Source organism: Streptomyces sp. NPDC023527 (genome assembly GCF_055560115.1).
The window spans coordinates 685496-700616 of the sequence record NZ_JBVHJJ010000001.1 but is presented as its reverse complement, the minus strand read 5'-3'; the positions used below and the strand labels follow the sequence as shown (position 1 = coordinate 700616).

Below are 15121 nucleotides of genomic sequence, written 5' to 3'. Positions count from 1 at the left end.
CCACTGTGGCACCGGCCTCTGACATCGCAATGCCGGTGGGCCAGTTGCCGGACGGTCGGCAGTCGGCTTGCGCCGCACCCTAGTTGGGGGTGGGGCGCGCGTCAGCTGCTTGGACAACCGGTCACCCGATGGAATGGCTTTGGGTAAAGCCACCCGGAATCCGCGCGCCTCGCTGCTCCGCCGGGTACCCGCCGGGGAACGAACAATCGGCCCGTACTCGTGAGTACGGGCCGATCGTGGAATCGCTACAGCTCAGGGGCGTGCTGGGCGGCCGCCGCCCGCTCGGCGATGTCGGTGCGGTGGTGGGAACCGTCCAGCCGGACCCGCGCCACACCCTCGTACGCCCGCTCCCGCGCCGTGGCGAGGTCGGAGCCGGTCGCGGTGACCGAGAGCACCCGGCCGCCGGCGCTGACCACCTGTCCGGCGGCGTTGTGCGCGGTGCCGGCGTGCAGGACGTAGGCGTGGTCCAGGGCGGCGGCCTCGGGCAGGCCCTCGATCACATCGCCGGTGCGCGGGGTACCGGGGTAGTTGTGCGAGGCGATCACGACGGTGACGGCGGCGCCGTCGCTCCAGCGCAGCGGCGGTACCGAGGCGAGGGTGCCGTTCGCGGCGGCGAGCAGCAGCCCGGCCAGCGGCGTCTTGAGCCGGGCCAGGACGACCTGGGTCTCGGGGTCGCCGAAGCGGGCGTTGAACTCGATGACCCGGACGCCGCGCGAGGTGATCGCGAGCCCGGCGTAGAGCAGGCCGGAGAAGGGCGTGCCGCGGCGGCGCAGCTCGTCGACGGTGGGCTGCAGGACGGCCCGCCGGACCTCCTCGACCAGCTTGGGGTCGGCCCACGGCAGCGGGGAGTAGGCGCCCATGCCGCCGGTGTTCGGACCCTCGTCGCCGTCGAGGGCGCGCTTGAAGTCCTGCGCGGGCTGGAGCGGGACGACCGTCTCGCCGTCGGTGATCGCGAAGAGGGAGACCTCGGGGCCGTCGAGGAACTCCTCGATGACCACGCGGCCGCAGGCCAGGGCGTGCTCGCGGGCGGTGGCGAGGTCGTCGGTGACGACGACGCCCTTGCCCGCGGCCAGCCCGTCGTCCTTGACGACATAGGGAGCGCCGAAGGCGTCGAGCGCCTCGTCGATCTCGGCCGGGGTGGTGCAGACGTAGGCGCGGGCGGTGGGGACGTTCGCGGCGGCCATGACGTCCTTGGCGAACGCCTTGGACCCCTCCAGTTGCGCGGCCTCCGCCGAGGGGCCGAAGACGGGGATGCCGCGCTCGCGGACGGCGTCGGCGACGCCCGCGACGAGCGGGGCCTCCGGGCCGACGACCACGAGGTCGGCGGTCAGCGAGACGGCGAGCTCCGCGACGGCCGTGCCGTCGAGGGCGTCCACCGGGTGCACCTCGGCGACCTCGGCGATCCCCGCGTTTCCGGGGGCGCAGTGCAGCGCGGTGACGTCGGGATCGAGGGAGAGTGAGCGGCACAGGGCGTGTTCGCGGGCGCCGCCGCCGATGACGAGGACCTTCACACCGGTCACCCTATTGCCTCGTCGACTGATCGACTCCCACGGTGCTCTCCCGACCCCGCAGTAACGTCCCTTCTCCGACCCCGCACGGCCGAAGTACGGTACGGCAGTCCAGGCCACCCACTCTTTCGGGTGAGTCCGGGTCGAGCCCTATACCGGATTCCGCAGCGCTAACGGGCGGAAAACCATGGATCTTGGCTACAAGACCGACCGTTCGGCGGTAGGAAGGTGACTCGCGATCCGCAGCGGCAGAGGGAGTGCACGGGTGAGCCAGCCGGAGATGCAGCCCGAGGGGCTCCCCCGCGAGCAGGGTGGGAGGCACCGTGGCGATTTGCGCGCCCGCACCTTCCCGCTCGGCGATTGGGGGGAGCCCGCGGAGCGTCTCGATGAGCTGTACCGATGGGTGGAGAACGGCGCGCTGTATTTGGTCGACTGGTATCTCGCGGACCGCGCCTGGAAGCGGCGCTGGGCGCGGGCGCTGCGCATCGGCGCGGCGGCGTGCGCCACGGTGGGCGCGGCGCTGCCGCTGCTCCAGCTGACGGGTGTCGTGCGCACCGGTGCCGCGTGGGGGTTCCTGGTCCTGCTCGGGGCGGTGGCGTGTGTCGCCTGTGACCGCTATTTCGGGCTGACGTCGGGATGGATGAGGGCCGTGGCCACGGCGCAGGCCGTGCAGCGACGGCTGGAGGCGCTCCAGTTCGACTGGGCGTCGGAGTGTGTGCGCGAGGTGCTCGGCCCGACCGAGGGCACGGCCAGCGAGGCGGCGGAGCGGTGCCTGAGCGTGCTGCGGCGCTTCTCCGAGGACGTGTCGGAGCTCGTACGGGCGGAGACGGCCGACTGGATGGTGGAGTTCCGGGCGGGGCCGACGCCGCTCGTGACGCAGTCCCTGGTCTCGTGGGGACCGCGCGGGGAGGGTGGCGGCCCGCTGCCGCGCTTCCTGCCGCCGGGCGCCCGGCCCAACATGCCGCGGCAGCGGCCCCCGGAGCCGCCCCGCTGACCGGTCCGCGGAGCGGCATACGGACCGCCGGCACGGGACGGCGGAGGGGTCAGGACATCAGCTGAAGACGATCATCGAGCCCTGGCCGAGGCTGCGCGTCGCCGCGGCGTGCAGTCCCAGCCAGACGTGGCGTTCCCGGGCGAACGGGCTGTCGTCGTGCGGTCCGGGCGCCGCGGGCTCCTCCAGGCCGGTGGGCCGGTCCGGAGCGGCGGGCGGCGCGGGCGGGTTGGCCGGGTCGATGCCCAGGACCGGTGCGACGGCGTGGAGTTCACGCAGCAGCCCCTGACTCGACCCCAAGGGTCCGCCGCCTTCGAGGAGTTCGTCGCTGGAGAGCGGGTGGGGGAAGTCCACGGGCACGTACGCCCCGGCGTGGTCGTAGTGCCAGACCAGGTGCGACTGCTGGGCCGTGGTCTCGAACATCTCCAGCAACTGCTCGTAGTCGCCGCCGAGTTCGCCCACCGGCGTGACGGCGAGCCCGCAGAGGTTGAGCAGGTGGGCGCGGCGCAGGAAGTGCAGCGCGTCGTAGTCGAAGCCCGCGACCGGGGCCACGTCCCCGGACAGCCCCGGCATGTAGCCGAAGACGGGGACCGGCGGCAACCCGGCCTCCCCCAGGGCCTTGTCGTACGCGGCGATCTCCTCGGCGAAGGGATTGTCGGGGCTGTGGCACAGCACATCGACGAGGGGGACAAGCCAGAGGTCACAGGCCACGTGAACTCACTCTCGGTCGCGTGGAGGCGATGGTCGGGCCAGAGTAATGCCGCCGGGCCGCTTGTCATACCGGGCCGGAGTCAGCTCCCGCCCCCTTGCGCCCTCTTGTCCTTCCCTTCGTCCGTCCCGACGTCCCATACCCACATCCCGCCGATCCGCTCGGGCTCCTCGCCCGTCAGCCGGGTCACGGCCTCGCGCAGCTCCGCCGCGTGCTCCCGGGGGTCCAGGACCAGCGCGTCCGCCCGCCAGAAGCGCAGGTCCGTCCGGAGCTCGCGGCGCTGCCGGTCGCCGATGGCGGGCACCCGGCCGGTCTCGTGGACGCCGTGCAGCAGGTCGGACGTGGGGCGCGGCTCGGGTCCGTAGACGCCGACGCGATCGGGGCCCCAGGGACCGTTGAAATAGCCGCCGGGGAAGGCGAAGCCGAGGCCGGCGCGCACCTGCCAGCCGAGCGCGGCGGTGTCGGTGGGGCTCGGCACCGGTACGGGCACCAGCGTCCGGCCGTGGCGTACGTGTTCGCGCCAGGTGCCGTCCGCGATGAACTCGGGCACCGGTTCCCGCTCGACGGTCCGGTACGGCGTGGGGATCAGCGGTACGAGCGCCACGACCAGGGCCGCACAGCCCAGCAGCCGGTGCGAGCGTTCGCGTTCGCCGCGCAGCCGGCGGAGGGCCAGCCGGTCGCAGGCGAGGGCCAGGAGGATGCCCAGGGCCGGCACGCAGACCATGGCCATGCGGGACTCGATGACCGACTCGAAGAACGGCAGCCTGCCGACCAGCCGCCAGGGCCCGGGCAGGGTCCGGTCCGTGCCGGGCAGCGGGATGTTCCGGCCGAGCGAGAGGACCGCCGCGGCGAGCGCCGTGAAGCCGAGGGCGCGGACCTGCGGGCGGTAGCGCATGCGCACGACGAGGACGACGGCGAGGACGACGAGGGGCCAGCCGAAGAAAGCGTTCTCCTCGGTCCGGTTGACCGACAGCGACGCGGCGACCTGGGCGTCGCCGGCCAGCGACCGGGTGGCGAACTCCAGCAGCGCCATCGGGTGGTTGCCGACCTGGCCGTGCAGCACGCTGCGGTAGCTCTGCGGGCCGAGGAACTGCCAGGCCAGCGGCCCGGCCGTCAGGGGCACGGCGACGAGGGCGGCGATGCCCAGACCGCGCAGCAGCGGCCGGGCGACGGCCCGGGCGGCGTCGGGGTCGGCGACGGCGTGGCCGAAGGCGAAGAGCAGCAGGCCGGTGGCGGCCAGCAGCAGGGCCTCCTCGCCGAGGAAGATCTGGTACGCCAGGAAGAGGCCGAGCAGCACCGCGTCCCGGCGCGGCCGCCGGCCCTCGCACAGCCGCAGCGCCCGGTCGGTGATCGGCGGGATCATGAAGAGGACGACGAAGTTGGGGTGCGCGTTGCCGTGCGAGATCATCGGCGGCGCGAAGGCGCAGAACCCGCCGCCGAGCGCGGCCGCCCAGCGGGAGCGTACGAAGCGCTTGGCGAGCAGCCAGTACCAGGAGCAGGCGGTGGCGGCGAGGCCGCCGGTGAGCACGAGCGCCCAGGTGACGTGGGCGCCGAAGGCCAGGGTGACGGGCGCGAGGGGGACCGACAGCCCGAGCATGGAGGTGTTGGCCATGAGGTTCACACCGCTCGGGAAGTTCTGGAGCTCGGTGAAGAACGGGTTGTGCAGGTGGGCGACGTTGTCGGCGGCGACCCGGAAGAACCATTCCCACTGCGTCTGGTCGGAGGCCGAGTCGACGAGATAGCGGCCGCCGGGCGAGCTCCACAGCCCGGCGTAGAGGGCGAGGGCGAGCAGCGCGTACAGCGCGGGCACGACGAGGTGCGCCGGCTCTGTCGAGCGCCAGCGGATGCGGACGAGGTCGGCGAGCGTGGTCGCGTAGGCGAGCGGGCGGACCTTGGAGCCGGGCTGGTGCGACCAGCGGACGGGGACCTCGGCGACCTCCCAGCCCCGCTGGTGGAAGAAGCGCAGGATCTCGACGTCGTAGCTCCAGCCGTCCTGCCGGGAGCCTGCGAAGGCGGTACGGACCTTGTCGCCGTCGAAGAGCTTGAAGCCGCACTGGGTGTCCCGTATGCCGGGAACGGCCGCGGCCCGGATCAGCCGGGCACCGGCCCTGCCGAGGACCTCGCGCAGGGCGTGCTGGCGGGCGTCGATGCGGGATCCGGGCAGGGCGCGGGAACCGATGGCGGCGCAGGCGCCCTCGTCCAGGCGGCGGCCGAGGCGGTCGAGCTCCTCGACGGGGGTGGCCAGGTCGGCGTCGGTGACCAGGACGCGGCGGCCGCGCGAGGCGAGCACTCCGGTGCGGACGGCGTGGCCCTTGCCGCGGTTGGCGGGGGTGCGCAGCACCTTCACGCGGGGTTCGTCACCGGCGGCGGCCTCGGCGATGTCCGCGGTGGCGTCCGTCGAGCCGTCGTCGACGACGATCAGCTCCCAGCTGCGGCCGTCCAGGCCGGCGAGATGGGCGCGGACCGCCTCCAGGGTGGGCGCGAGCCGGCTCTCCTCGTCGTACGCCGGAATGACGACGGTGAGGTCCACCGGGGCCGGAGTGGCGGATTCCGAGAGGCGGGACGAAGGGAATGAGGACGGCGAGGAAGGGGACATCACAAATCTGGACGCCCGCGACCGACTGTTGGTTGCACGTTCGGTTTTGCTTTCATTCCCGATTCCATCCCATTAACCGATGAACCTATGCGGCGACAACCCTATTCGGTCAATCTCTCGATCAAAGCGAGGGAATGTTCGTTGTATGCGCCAATGATTCGTTCCACGAGCTCCGCGTCCCGCGCCGCGACCGCCTCGACCAGTTCCCCGTGGCGGTGCCACAGCTGTCCGCTCAGGGTCGGCATCCGGCGCAGCAGCGGCACGGTGAAGATCCACGCCTGGACGCGCACCCGGTCCAGGAAATCCGATATGTAAGGGTTACCGACCAGGCCGGCCAGCTCGCGCCAGAAGCGCAGGTCGTAGCCGATGAGGATGTCGAGGTCCCCGGCGACCGCGGCCCGCGACGCCTCCTCGGCCCGGCGCCGCACGGACGCGAGGGCGGCCGGGGCGACGCAGGCCAGGGTGCGGTCGGCGGACCGGCGGAAAATGCCCTCGACGATCAGGGCGCGGGCCTCGACCATGTCGTGGAAATCGGCGTGGGTGAACTCGCGGACGCGGTAGCCGCGGTGCAGCTCGACGTCGAGCAGCCCTTGCGAGCACAGGTCGAGCAGGGCCTCGCGGACGGGCGTCGCGGAGACCCCGTACTGCTCGGCGATCTCCTTGACGGTGAACTGGCGCCCCGCCGGGAGCCGCCCCGCTATGACCTCGTCGCGCAGGGCGTCGGCGATCTGCGAGCGCAGCGTCGTGCGTCTGACGGCGTCGCTGCCGGGCATCGTGTCCGTGTCCCCTTCCGTGACCGTTCGCCCGCATGCGAACGGCCCTCGCAACAAGATAGGCGAGGGCCGTCGCGGAGCGTACGGGCGTGCGCGCGGGAAGGACGTACGCTACCTGGCCGCGTCAGACGGTGTGCGCGTCGGCCGCCGTCAGCGCCTCGTCGAGGAGCGCGAGGCCCTCCTTGGCCTCGTCCTCGGAGATGGTGCAGGGCGGGACGACGTGGGTGCGGTTCATATTCACGAAGGGCCACAGGCCGGACTTCTTGCAGGCCGCGGCGAAGGCGGCCATCGGGGCGTTGGCCGCGCCCGACGCGTTGTACGGGACGAGCGGCTCGCGGGTGGCGCGGTCCCGGACCAGTTCGAGCGCCCAGAAGACGCCCAGGCCGCGCACCTCGCCGACGCTCGGGTGGCGCTCGGCGAGCTCGCGCAGGCCGGGCCCGAGGACGTCCGCGCCGATCCGCGCGGCGTTCTCCACGATGCCCTCCTCGGCCATCGCCTCCATCGTCGCGATCGCGGAGGCGCAGGCCAGCGGGTGCCCGGAGTAGGTGAGGCCGCCGGGGTAGGGCCGCTCGTCGAAGGTGGCGGCGATCTCGGCGGAGATGGCGACGCCGCCGAGCGGTACGTAGCCGGAGTTGACGCCCTTGGCGAAGGTCAGCAGGTCGGGGGTGACGTCCCAGTGGTCGGCGGCGAACCAGCGGCCCGTGCGCCCGAAGCCCGCCATCACCTCGTCGAGGACGAAGACGATGCCGTGGCGGTCGCAGATCTCGCGCACGCCCGCGAGGTAGCCGGCCGGCGGGACCATGATCCCGGCGGTGCCGGGGACGGTCTCCAGGAGGATCGCGGCGACGGTCCCCGGCCCCTCGAAGGCGATGGTGTCCTCCAGGTGCCGCAGGGCGCGCTCGCACTCCTGCTCCTCGCTCTCCGCGTGGAAGGGCGAGCGGTAGAGGAACGGTGCCCAGAAGTGCACGACGCCCGCCGAGGCGGTGTCGGAGGGCCAGCGGCGCGGGTCGCCGGTGAGGTTGATCGCGGCGGCGGTCGCCCCGTGGTACGAGCGGTAGGCGCTGAGCACCTTGGGCCGGCCGGTGTGCAGCCGGGCCATGCGGACGGCGTTCTCCACGGCCTCGGCGCCACCGTTGGTGAAGAAGATCTTGTCCAGGTCGCCGGGGGTGCGCCCGGCGACCAGGCGGGCGGCCTCGGAGCGCACGTCCACGGCGAAGCCGGGCGCGATCGTGCACAGCTTCGCGGCCTGCTCCTGGACGGCGGCTACCACCTTCGGGTGCTGGTGACCGATGTTCGTGTTGACGAGCTGCGAGGAGAAGTCGAGGTAGCGGTTGCCGTCGTAGTCCCAGAAGTACGAGCCCTCGGCCCCGGCGACGGCCAGCGGGTCGATGAGGCCCTGCGCGGACCAGGAGTGGAAGACGTGCGCGCGGTCGGCGGCCTTGACGGCGGCGCCGGTGCGAGGATCGGGCTGCGTGCTCAACGTGCGTACCTCGGATCGGGTGGCGTTCGGGGCGCGGACACCGTCAGCGTAGGGAGCGGGGTCCGGGCGCGATACCGGCACTGTGTATGGCGCTCGCCACCCCCGCGGACACAGTGCCGGGGCGAGGGAGTTGACGGCTCCGCCGTCGGACGCCCGGGCGTCGTCCGCGAATTTCCGGACGCAAAATCCACCGAGGGAACGGGCCGCGTGCTACCGTCATTTCGCGTTGCAGTTTTGGACCCATTTCATGTCGGCGCCTGACGGTCTGTGACCGCGGGCGCTGTTGCATTATTCCGTGCTGTGCGGAAATTGGGTACTGCCCTAATGAGGAGATTGTCTTGGCTACTGGCACCGTGAAGTGGTTCAACTCGGAAAAGGGTTTTGGCTTCATCGAGCAGGAGGGTGGCGGCCCCGACGTCTTCGCCCACTACTCGAACATCGCCACCCAGGGCTTCCGTGAGCTCCAGGAAGGCCAGAAGGTGAACTTCGACGTCACGCAGGGCCAGAAGGGCCCGCAGGCGGAGAACATCATCCCCGCCTGACCCTTCCTTCCGGGTCCCTTCGGGGTTCTCCAACGAGCCGGGTCCACGTACTTTCATGGTGCGGGGGCCCGGCCGTTTGGCGTCCCGCTATTCTCCGGCGAGGAACACACGGGGGACACGGGGGAGGAGATCGGCGTCATGGACAATCTCGAAGGACTACAGCCCGAGGATCCGCGCGCACTCGGCGCGTACCGGCTGCTCGGCCGGCTGGGTTCGGGCGGCATGGGCCGCGTGTACCTGGCCCGTTCGGACCGCGGCCGCACGGTGGCGGTCAAGCTCGTGCACCGCGAGCTGGCCGGCCAGGAGGAGTTCCGGCGCCGCTTCCGCGCCGAGGTGCGGGCCGCCCGCCAGGTCGGCGGCGAGTGGACGGCGCCCGTCCTGGACGCGGACACCGAGGCGGACATCCCCTGGGTGGCCACGGGTTACATCGCCGGGCCGTCCCTGCGCCAGGTCGTCGACCACGACTTCGGGCCGCTGCCCGAGCGCTCCGTACGCATCCTCGGGGCCGGCCTCGCCCGCTCCCTCCAGGCCATCCACGCCGCCGGTGTCGTCCACCGCGACCTGAAGCCGTCGAACGTCCTGATCACCCTGGACGGCCCGCGCGTCATCGACTTCGGCATCGCCCGCGCGCTGGAGACCGTCACCGACGGCGGCGGCCTCACCCGTACCGGCGCGGCCGTCGGTTCGCCCGGCTTCATGTCGCCCGAGCAGGTGCGCGGCGCCCGGGTCACCCCGGCGAGCGACGTCTTCTGCCTCGGCTCGGTGCTGGCGTACGCGGCCACCGGCCGGATGCCGTTCGGCACGGCGGACAGCGGGGTGCACGCCCTGATGTACCGCATCGCCGAGGAGGAGCCGGACCTCACCGAGGTGCCCGAGTCGCTGCGGCCGCTGATCGTGGCCTTCCTCGCCAAGGAACCGGCCGACCGGCCGACGCCCGGTCAGGTCCTGGAGCGCACGGGCGTCGAGGAGTTGCTCGCCGATCTGCGGTCCTCGGACCCCTGGCTGCCCGGCGGCCTGGTCGCCCGGCTCGGCCGGCACGCCGTGCAACTGCTCGACGTCGAGGAGCCCGTGGGAACCCCGGGCCCGATGCCGCCGGCGCACGCCCCGACGCAGGTTTCCGCGCAGGGCCCGGGCCCGATGCCCGAACCGACGTCCATAGCCCGGCAGGACCCGCCGACCGTGACCGCCGGGCACCCGGTCGCCCAGCCCCTGCCGACCCCCGCGCCCGCCCCCTACGGCTACCCGCACGCGGGTCCGTACGGCAGCAATCCGTACGGCACCGGTACGCACACCATCAACCCCTACGGGCCGCCCGCCCCGCGCCGCTCGCGGGCGCCGATCATGCTGGCCGCCGTGGTGGCGGGCGGGCTGATCGCCGGTGGCGCGACGGTGGTGCTGCTCAAGCAGCAGAACGACAAGAGCGACGGCGCCCGCGGCGCCTCACCGGCCGCCTCCGCGCCGCGGAACTCCACGCCGAACACCCCGCAGACCCCCTCGCCCTCCTTCGCCGACGGCAGGCCGAGCACCGGCCCCGGCTCCGTACCGCAGGCGTTCCTGGGCACCTGGCAGTCCGACTTCACCACCGAGGCCGGCGCCCACTCCCGCACCGTCACCCTCCGGCAGGGCGCGCCCGGCGCGACCGTGGCCGACATCAGCGGCAGCGGCACGGACAAGGACGGCCAGTCCTACCGCTGCGCCTGGACCGCGGACCTGACCGGCGGCGGCGAGGCCGGCACCCCGCTCCACCTCGGCCCGTCCCGGGTGACCCTCGCCCAGCCCGCCTCCGACTGCCAGCCGGGCCCGCGCAGCGAACTGACGCTGCTGGCCAACGGCGGGATGAGCCGCGAACTGGTCGGCAAGGCGGAGGCCCCGCTGACCTACCGCAAGGTCGGGTGAACGCGGAACGCCCCGATGGCCGGAGCCATCGGGGCGCTCGATGCACGTCGTACGCGCGGAACCTACGAGAGGAACGAGTTGATCTCGATCGTCTCGGTGCGGCCCGGGCCCACGCCGATCGCGGAGATCGGCGCGCCGGACATCTCCTCCAGCGCCTTCACGTACGCCTGCGCGTTCTTCGGCAGGTCGGCGAAGGTCTTGGCCTTGGTGATGTCCTCGGACCAGCCCGGCAGCATTTCGTAGATCGGCTTCGCGTGGTGGAAGTCGCTCTGGCTGTAGGGCAGCTCCTCGACGCGCTTGCCGTCGATCTCGTACGCGACGCAGACCGGGATCTGCTCCCAGCCGGTGAGCACGTCGAGCTTGGTGAGGAAGAAGTCCGTCAGGCCGTTGACGCGGGTCGCGTAGCGGGCGATGACGGCGTCGAACCAGCCGCAGCGGCGGTCACGGCCGGTGGTCACACCGCGCTCGCCACCGATGGTGCGCAGCGCCTCGCCGTCCTTGTCGAACAGCTCGGTCGGGAACGGGCCGGCGCCGACGCGGGTGGTGTACGCCTTCAGGATGCCGATCACGCGGCTGATCTTCGTCGGACCGACGCCGGCACCCGTGCAGGCGCCGCCCGCGGTCGGGTTGGACGAGGTGACGAAGGGGTACGTGCCGTGGTCGACGTCGAGCAGCGTGCCCTGGCCGCCCTCGAAGAGGACGACCTTGCCCTCGTCGATGGCGTTGTTGAGGATCAGCGTCGTGTCGGCCACGTACGGCTTGATCTGCTCGGCGTAGGTGAGCAGCTCCTCGACGATCGCGCCGGCCTCGATGGCCCGGCGGTTGTAGAGCTTCGCCAGGATCTGGTTCTTGAAGTCGAGAGCGGCCTCGACCTTCTGCGTCAGGATCGACTCGTCGTAGAGGTCCTGGACGCGGATGCCCACGCGGTTGATCTTGTCGGCGTAGGTCGGGCCGATGCCGCGGCCCGTGGTGCCGATCTTCCGCGAGCCGAGGAAGCGTTCCGTCACCTTGTCGACCGTCGTGTGGTACGGCGTGATCAGGTGCGCGTTACCGCTGAGCAGCAGCTTGGACGTGTCGACGCCGCGCTCGTTGAGTCCGCTCAGCTCGGAGAGCAGGACCGCCGGGTCGACGACGACTCCGTTGCCGATCACCGGGGTACACCCCGGCGAGAGGATTCCGGAAGGGAGGAGATGCAGCGCGTATTTCTGGTCGCCGACGACCACCGTGTGGCCGGCGTTGTTGCCACCTTGGTAGCGCACCACATAGTCCACGGATCCACCGAGGAGGTCGGTGGCCTTTCCCTTGCCCTCGTCACCCCACTGAGCACCGAGCAGCACAAGTGCGGGCACAGGCGTACACCCCTTCCGGGCGGGGCATGTCCAACGTGCGTGGTGGTGTCACCCCGCTTGCTCAGGGCGTACACCAACGCTAGAGCCGTCGAACCGGTGCCCCGGATAGACGAAGCCCCTGGCGCAACAGCGACAGGGGCTCTTGCACCGAGAGATTACCTGAGGAAGGACCGAGGTGTCGGCTCCAGACTCCACCGGGCAGCCTCTGCTCGTGGTCATCGACCCGGTCGCCCGACGTGTGGACGGCGAGTCCGTACGCATCGCGAGGGACGTCCTGTGCGGTGGCGCGGTGGCCAAAATATGTCTTCCGGACGGACCCGAGGACGTCGAGCGCGCCCTGGCCCGGCGCGGCCGCAGGAGGCCCGTCGTCATCGGCGACGACCGGGCGCTGCTGCACGCCGTCAGAGTGCTGCACCGCCGCCGTGAGCTGCCGGAAGTCCCTGTTTCGCTGGTTCCCGTCGGCGCCCTGCCGGCCGTCTCGCTGGCTCGCACGCTCGGTGTGCCCCTGGGGGCGGTGGCGGCCGCGCGGGCCGTCCTGGACGGCGCGGAGCGGCGGCTGGACGCCTTGGTCGACGACGGCGACGGCATGGTCCTGGGCGGGCTGTGGATCCCCGGCGCGGGTGGCTTGAACCGATCGGTCGAACCAGTGGAAACCCATACGACGAATGAGCCGAACGGGTCGGGCGAAACGGATGAAACGGGCGCCCTGCGGCTTGACGGCACCCCGGCCCCGGCAGGCGTGCCCACGGAATCGGGTGTAACCGGCGTCGGCGCCCCGGGGGCGTCCGGGATGTCGGCCGACGCGCCGGGGATGCCGGGCCCACCGGACCTGACGGACGTATCCGGAGTCACAGGCGGCGGTCCGGCGGGCGGCGTGGCGGGTGAGCACCAGCCGTGGTGGTCCCCCGCCGCCCGTACGGCGCGTTCGGCGCTGACCCTGCTCACCGGCCCGGCCGCGCGCCACCAGCTGCCCTCGTGCACCCGGCTGCGGGTGGAGGCGGACGGGGTGGTCCTCGCCGACCTCGACCGGCCGGTCGCCCGGGTCGCCGTCTCCCTGGTGGAGGGCCTGGCGGAGGTCGTGATCCACACCCACGCCGCCGGCCGGCCGCTGCGCACCCGGGCCCGCCGCGTCACAGTCTCCGGCCCCGGCTACCGCTACCGCGCCGACAACGCCCTCACCGGCCCGGTCCGTACGCGCACGTGGACGGCGCGGGAGGAGGCGTGGCGGCTGGTCCTGCCGAGGGGATGAGCCGCGCCGCCGGTGCTAGCCACCCGGGGTGACCAGCCCCGCCTCGTAGGCGAAGACCGCCGCCTGGGTGCGGTCGCGCAGGCCCAGCTTCACCAGGATGCGGCTGACGTGCGTCTTGACCGTGGACTCGGCGACGACGAGGTGCGCCGCGATCTCGGAGTTCGAGCGGCCCTGCGCGACGAGGACCAGCACCTCGGTCTCCCGCTCCGTGAGGTCGCCGACGCGCTCCTGGGTGGGCGGCTTCGGTGCGCCGAGCCGGGAGAACTCCTGGATGAGGCGCTTGGTGACCGTCGGCGCGAGCAGCGCCTCGCCCGAGGCGACGACCCGGACGCCGTCGGCGAGCTGCTGGGCGGAGGCGTCCTTGAGCAGGAAGCCGCTGGCCCCCGCCCGCAACGCTTGGTAGACGTATTCGTCCAGGTCGAAGGTGGTCAGGACGAGGACCTTCGCGTCCGCGTCGGCGGCGACGATCTCGCGGGTCGCCTCCAGGCCGTTGAGCACGGGCATCCGGATGTCCATCAGGACGACGTCGGGGCGCAGCGCCGCGACCTTCTCGACGGCCTGCCGGCCGTCCACGGCCTCGCCGACGACCTCGATGTCGGGCATGGCGTTCAGCAGGACGGAGAAGCCCTCGCGGACCATCATCTGGTCGTCCACGATCATCACGCGGATGGTCGCGCTCACGCGGTCGCCTCCGCCGGGGCCACGGGCAGGAACGCCGCTATCTCGTAGCCGCCGTCGCCCGTGCCCTGCGCCGTCATCTCGCCGCCGAGCATGCCGACCCGCTCGCGCATGCCGAGCACGCCGTGGCCGGCGCCCGGGGAGGGCTTGGCGAGGCGGTTCGGCGGACCGTTGACGATGCGCAGGCCGAGGCCGCCGAGGACGTACGAGAGCTCGACGCGGGTCTCGGCGCCGGGCGCGTGGCGCAGGACGTTGCTGAGCGCCTCCTGGACGATGCGGTACGCCGACAGCTCCACGCCCTGCGGCAGCTGCCGTACCGAGCCGGTGGTCACGCGCTCGACGCTCAGCCCGGCCGCGCGGACGTTGTCCAGCAGCGCGTCCAGGGCGGCGAGGGTGGGCTGCGGGGCCTCGGGGTCGGCGAAGGCGTCGGGGTTCTCCGACCGTACGACGCCGAGCACGCGGCGCAGCTCGGTCAGCGCGGCCACGGCGTTCTCCCGGATCGTCTGGAAGGCGGCGGCGAGCTCCGGCGGGGTGTCCCGCACGCGGTAGGGCGCGGCCTCGGCCTGGATGGCGACGACGGACATGTGGTGCGCGACGACGTCGTGCAGCTCGCGGGCGATGGTGGTGCGCTCCTCCAGCACGGTGCGCCGGGACCGCTCGGCCTCGGTGACGGCCGCCTGCGCGGCGACCTGCTGCTTGCTCTCGCGCAGGCCGCGGACGGCGAGCACGACGAAGAGCAGGATCCCGGCCAGGACCTGGAGCTGGAGGAGGTCGGTGAGGAAGAAGGCGCTGCCGTACGGGTGGACCGCCCTGAGGAACACCGCCGGCACGATCCCCAGCGCGCCGGTGAGCAGCCACATCTCGGCCGCCACGCGCGGCCGGGTGCGCAGCGAGACGATCAGCATGACGAAGAGGTGGGAGAAGAAGCCGACCGGCGACCAGGGCCCGAAGCCGTAGCCGTTGAGGAAGACCCCCGCGAACAGCAGCGCTCCGGCCGACAGCCACCACGCGCCGATCGGCCGGACGAGCGTCATCACCATCGGCGCCCCGACGATCAGCGCCGTGAAGATCCCGAACAGCCCGCCGCCCTCGCGTTCGAGGCTCGCCAGCATGACGAGGCAGGTGAACCCGAGCAGGACGGCGTGCGGAAACCACCGGGTGTAGCGCGCGGCCTTGCGCGGCGACATCCGCACCAGCCGGTGGTCGGCGGGGAGCGGCGGCAGCGGCCGGAAGGCGAAGGCGTCGACGAACAGGTCCTCCCGGACGCTGCCCAGGGCGCTCTTCACCATCCGCAGCTCATCGCGCGGGGCGGTCTCATACGTGTCGGTCACATCAACAACGGTAGGCAAC

Annotated in this window: 11 protein-coding genes and 1 pseudogene; 4 read left to right on the top strand and 8 right to left on the bottom strand. The window is 72.4% G+C overall.

The features are described 5' to 3' along the window. Positions 1-245: 245 nt before the first annotated feature. A complete protein-coding gene (gene purD / locus ACZ303_RS03235; RefSeq protein WP_467334496.1) occupies positions 246-1511 on the bottom strand; it encodes a phosphoribosylamine--glycine ligase in 1266 nt (421 codons plus the stop codon). Positions 1512-1773: 262 nt separating this feature from the next. Here purD and ACZ303_RS03230 point away from each other — a divergent pair, with 262 nt between their 5' ends. Beyond that, positions 1774-2502 carry an SLATT domain-containing protein gene (locus ACZ303_RS03230; RefSeq protein WP_467334494.1) on the top strand — a complete coding sequence of 243 codons (729 nt, stop codon included), beginning with the start codon at positions 1774-1776 and terminating at the stop codon, positions 2500-2502. A gap of 57 nt (positions 2503-2559) precedes the next feature. Here the strand turns inward: ACZ303_RS03230 and ACZ303_RS03225 are convergent, their stop codons facing one another. From ACZ303_RS03225 to ACZ303_RS03210, 4 genes are all read right to left on the bottom strand, one after another. Beyond that, positions 2560-3210, bottom strand: a complete 651-nt coding sequence (locus ACZ303_RS03225; RefSeq protein ID WP_467334492.1) for a hypothetical protein — start codon at positions 3208-3210, stop codon at positions 2560-2562. Between the two features lie 80 nt (positions 3211-3290). Beyond that, positions 3291-5804: a dolichyl-phosphate beta-glucosyltransferase gene (locus tag ACZ303_RS03220; protein ID WP_467334490.1), complete on the bottom strand. Its 2514-nt coding sequence runs from the start codon at positions 5802-5804 to the stop codon at positions 3291-3293. 101 nt (positions 5805-5905) lie between these two features. Beyond that, positions 5906-6577: a GntR family transcriptional regulator gene (locus ACZ303_RS03215; RefSeq protein WP_467334488.1), complete on the bottom strand. Its 672-nt coding sequence runs from the start codon at positions 6575-6577 to the stop codon at positions 5906-5908. 124 nt (positions 6578-6701) lie between these two features. Continuing rightward, the gene (locus ACZ303_RS03210; protein ID WP_467334487.1) at positions 6702-8057 is read right to left on the bottom strand and encodes an aminotransferase class III-fold pyridoxal phosphate-dependent enzyme; all 1356 of its coding nucleotides are present in this window, start codon (positions 8055-8057) and stop codon (positions 6702-6704) included. 338 nt (positions 8058-8395) lie between these two features. Between ACZ303_RS03210 and ACZ303_RS03205 the strand changes: the two genes are divergently transcribed. Both ACZ303_RS03205 and ACZ303_RS03200 read left to right on the top strand, forming a co-directional pair. Then, positions 8396-8599: a cold-shock protein gene (locus ACZ303_RS03205; RefSeq protein WP_467334486.1), complete on the top strand. Its 204-nt coding sequence runs from the start codon at positions 8396-8398 to the stop codon at positions 8597-8599. An 84-nt stretch (positions 8600-8683) separates the two neighbouring features. After that, positions 8684-10495: pseudogene (locus ACZ303_RS03200) on the top strand (serine/threonine-protein kinase); the annotation flags it as partial. Between the two features lie 62 nt (positions 10496-10557). Here the strand turns inward: ACZ303_RS03200 and ACZ303_RS03195 are convergent. Then, positions 10558-11844, bottom strand: coding sequence for an adenylosuccinate synthase (locus ACZ303_RS03195; RefSeq protein ID WP_130878736.1), 1287 nt, complete (start codon positions 11842-11844; stop codon positions 10558-10560). Between the two features lie 175 nt (positions 11845-12019). Between ACZ303_RS03195 and ACZ303_RS03190 the strand changes: the two genes are divergently transcribed. Continuing rightward, on the top strand, positions 12020-13093 hold the full coding sequence (locus tag ACZ303_RS03190) for a hypothetical protein (protein ID WP_467334485.1): 1074 nt from the start codon (positions 12020-12022) through the stop codon (positions 13091-13093). A 15-nt stretch (positions 13094-13108) separates the two neighbouring features. On the opposite strand, the gene ACZ303_RS03185 is transcribed toward ACZ303_RS03190, so the two are convergent. After that, positions 13109-13753 (bottom strand): response regulator, encoded by a 645-nt coding sequence (locus ACZ303_RS03185; protein ID WP_467334617.1) that lies wholly within the window; start codon positions 13751-13753, stop codon positions 13109-13111. 17 nt (positions 13754-13770) lie between these two features. Continuing rightward, positions 13771-15060 carry a sensor histidine kinase gene (locus ACZ303_RS03180; protein WP_467334615.1) on the bottom strand — a complete coding sequence of 430 codons (1290 nt, stop codon included), beginning with the start codon at positions 15058-15060 and terminating at the stop codon, positions 13771-13773. Positions 15061-15121: the final 61 nt, after the last annotated feature.

Coding starts and splice junctions, on each gene's coding strand:
- ACZ303_RS03220 (WP_467334490.1), bottom strand. CDS start 5,804: ATGTCCCCTTCCTCGCCGTCCTCATTCCCTTCGTCCCGCCTCTCGGAA.
- ACZ303_RS03215 (WP_467334488.1), bottom strand. CDS start 6,577: ATGCCCGGCAGCGACGCCGTCAGACGCACGACGCTGCGCTCGCAGATC.
- ACZ303_RS03180 (WP_467334615.1), bottom strand. CDS start 15,060: ATGGTGAAGAGCGCCCTGGGCAGCGTCCGGGAGGACCTGTTCGTCGAC.
- ACZ303_RS03185 (WP_467334617.1), bottom strand. CDS start 13,753: ATGATCGTGGACGACCAGATGATGGTCCGCGAGGGCTTCTCCGTCCTG.